Raw genomic sequence first — 2,618 nt, 5'->3', positions numbered from 1 at the left:
ACCGGTGGTCCGGGTCGACGGGCCTGAGGGCGGGTCGGCAGGGCAGGTGGGCGGGTGTCAGCTGCCGGCGGCGCGGTCGCGGAGGACGCGGCGTTGCTGTTCCAGCGCGACCAGCTCCCCGAACAGCTTGTTGTACTCCTGCTGCTCCTCCACCGGATTGAGCCGCTGCATCCGCGACTTGACCTGCGCGATGGCCCGGTCGACCGCGATGGCCTCGATGGCCGCCAGCATCGCGCTCGCGTACCGCTCCTCGGCGTGCGAGTCCGCCTGGAGCGGCTCCACCGCGAACCGGGTCACCAGCGCCCGGGAGCCCTCCTCGTGCGCGTGCTCCAGCAGCAGGTCCACCCACTCCCGGCCGCCGTGCCCGGCCGCGGCGACACCCCCGGCGGCCACGATGACCTTGTGCAGGGCGACATGGTCCGGCGCCGTGAAGGCCTGCGGCTCCAGGGCGTCGAAACGCGGCCCCAGCAGCGCAGGCCGCTGCACGGCCAGCTTGAGCAGCTCGCCCTCCACCCGGACGCTCGGATCGACGGGCGCCGCCCTGGGCGCGCGCTGCGGACGGCCCTGCTGCGCCCCCGCGACGGCGGAGATGCGCTGCATGACGAACCGCTCGTCCATGAACCCCAGCCACCGGTCCAGGTCGATCGCGTAGCGCTTGCGGAGGCCGACGTCCTTGATCCCCGCCACGATCGGCGCGGCGGCGTCCAGCGCGGCGATCTTGCCTTCGTTGCTGCGCAGGTCGTAGCGGGAGATCGTGTTCCTGATCGCGAACTGGAACAGCGGCTCCCGGCTCGCGATCAGATCCCGCACGGCCGCGTCGCCCTGCTTGATGCGCAGGTCGCACGGGTCGAGCCCGTCGGCCTGCACCGCGACGTAGGTCTGCGTGACGAACTTCTGCTCGTCGGCGAACGCACGCAGCGCCGCCTTCTGCCCCGCCGCGTCGCCGTCGAAGGTGAAGATCACCTCGCCGCGGAACTCGGCCTGGTCGAGCAGGAACCGGCGCAGGATCTTGATGTGCTCCTCGCCGAACGAGGTGCCGCACGTGGCCACCGCCGTCGGCACCCCGGCGAGATGGCACGCCATCACGTCGGTGTAACCCTCGACGATCACCGCCTGGGCCCGCTTGGAGATCTCCCGTTTCGAGAGATCGATCCCATAAAGTACCTGGCTCTTCTTGTAAAGCGGCGAGTCAGGCGTATTCAGATATTTCGGACCATCATCGGAATCAAGCAACTTCCGTGCGCCGAAACCGATCACATCGCCCGTCGCGTCCCTGATCGGCCAGATCAGCCGCCCCCGGAACCGGTCGATGGGCCCCCGCCGCCCCTCCTTGGCCAGCCCGCCCTTGACCAGCTCCTCGGAGGTGAACCCGCGCCCCAGCAGGTGCCGCGCCAGCGCCTCCCATTCGTTGGGCGCGTAGCCGACCCCGAACGTCTCCGCGTCTGCCCGCTCGAACCCCCGCTCCGACAGGAACCGCCGCCCGGCCGCCGCGTCGGGCCCGAACAGCTTGTCGGCGTAGAACTCGGCCGCCGCCTTGTGCGCCTCGATCAGCCTGGCCCGCTCACCGTGGTCCCGCCTGGGAACGTAGCCACCCTGCTCGTACTGCAGCTGGATCCCGGCCCGCTGCGCCAGCCGCTCGACCGCCTCGCCGAACGGCAGATGCTCGATCTTCTCGACGAACGTGATCACGTCGCCGCCTTCTGAGCAGCCGAAACAGAAGAACATTCCGCGCTCGGGCGTGACGTTGAAGGATGGGCTCTTCTCGTCGTGGAAGGGGCACAGCCCCTTGAGGTTGCCGCCTCCGGCGTTGCGCAACTGGATGTGCTCGCCGATCACGTCGGCGATGGGTGAGCGCTCACGTACGAGCGCGATGTCGACATCACGGATCCGGCCAGCCACGCGGTGAGTCTATTCCGCCCCACCGACGGTTCCGGCACCTGCCGACATAATGGCGTCACCCCAGGGTGGCCAAAGAGGGAAACCGGCTCTGCCGGGTCCGCTGGTCGGCTACAAAGGTAAAGGTTGTCGGTGGAAACGGTGACACGGGTGGAGATCATGCGATCGGGGCATCTCGGACGATGGGCGGCCGTCGCGGGCGCTTTGCTGCTGACCGGTGCCTGCACCCAGGCGACCGGCCTGGCGGGTGTGAGCGCCACGCCGCCCTCCACCGCCCCGGAGGCGGGCACGCCGTCGGTGACCGCCACGATCCCGGAGCCGAGCCCGAGCGCGGAGCACCAGGCCGCCGAGCAGCCGCCGGAGGGCGAGGACCCGGTCAAGGTGCCGCCGCCGAAGCTGTCGAAGTACACCTACACCTTCCCGGTCAAGGGCTGTAAGACGACGTACCAGCGCAAGCTGCTGGTGCTGCCGAAGACGACGATCTGGGCCGGGCAGGGGTGCGCGTTCGTGGCGCCCATCGGCGGCGTCGTTGACGAGGTGAACGTGCAGAACAAGTGGGCGCCGTCGACGGACGCGGGGGCCGACCGCGAGGGCAGGTTCGTCACGATCATCGGTGACGACGGCGTCCGTTATCTCGGCGGTCATCTCGAGTCGGTGGCCGACGGGATCAAGCCGGGCGTGCGGGTGAAGGCGGGGCAACTGCTCGGGCGGGTGGGCAAGTC

General features: G+C 69.8%; 2 protein-coding genes. One reads left to right on the top strand and one right to left on the bottom strand.

The window, feature by feature from the left end:
• Window positions 1-57: 57 nt before the first annotated feature.
• A complete protein-coding gene (gene dnaG, locus EJK15_RS68745; protein ID WP_138720844.1) occupies window positions 58-1,899 on the bottom strand; it encodes a DNA primase in 1,842 nt (613 codons plus the stop codon).
• Window positions 1,900-2,028: 129 nt separating this feature from the next.
• Between dnaG and EJK15_RS68740 the strand changes: the two genes are divergently transcribed.
• On the top strand, window positions 2,029-2,618 hold a 590-nt coding region (locus EJK15_RS68740; protein WP_420847200.1), incomplete at its 3' end, for a M23 family metallopeptidase.

Source organism: Nonomuraea basaltis, from assembly GCF_005893125.1.
GTDB classification, from domain to species: domain Bacteria; phylum Actinomycetota; class Actinomycetes; order Streptosporangiales; family Streptosporangiaceae; genus Nonomuraea; species Nonomuraea basaltis.
The sequence above is the reverse complement of the archived record's forward strand: the minus strand, read 5'-3'. Positions and strand labels throughout refer to the sequence as shown.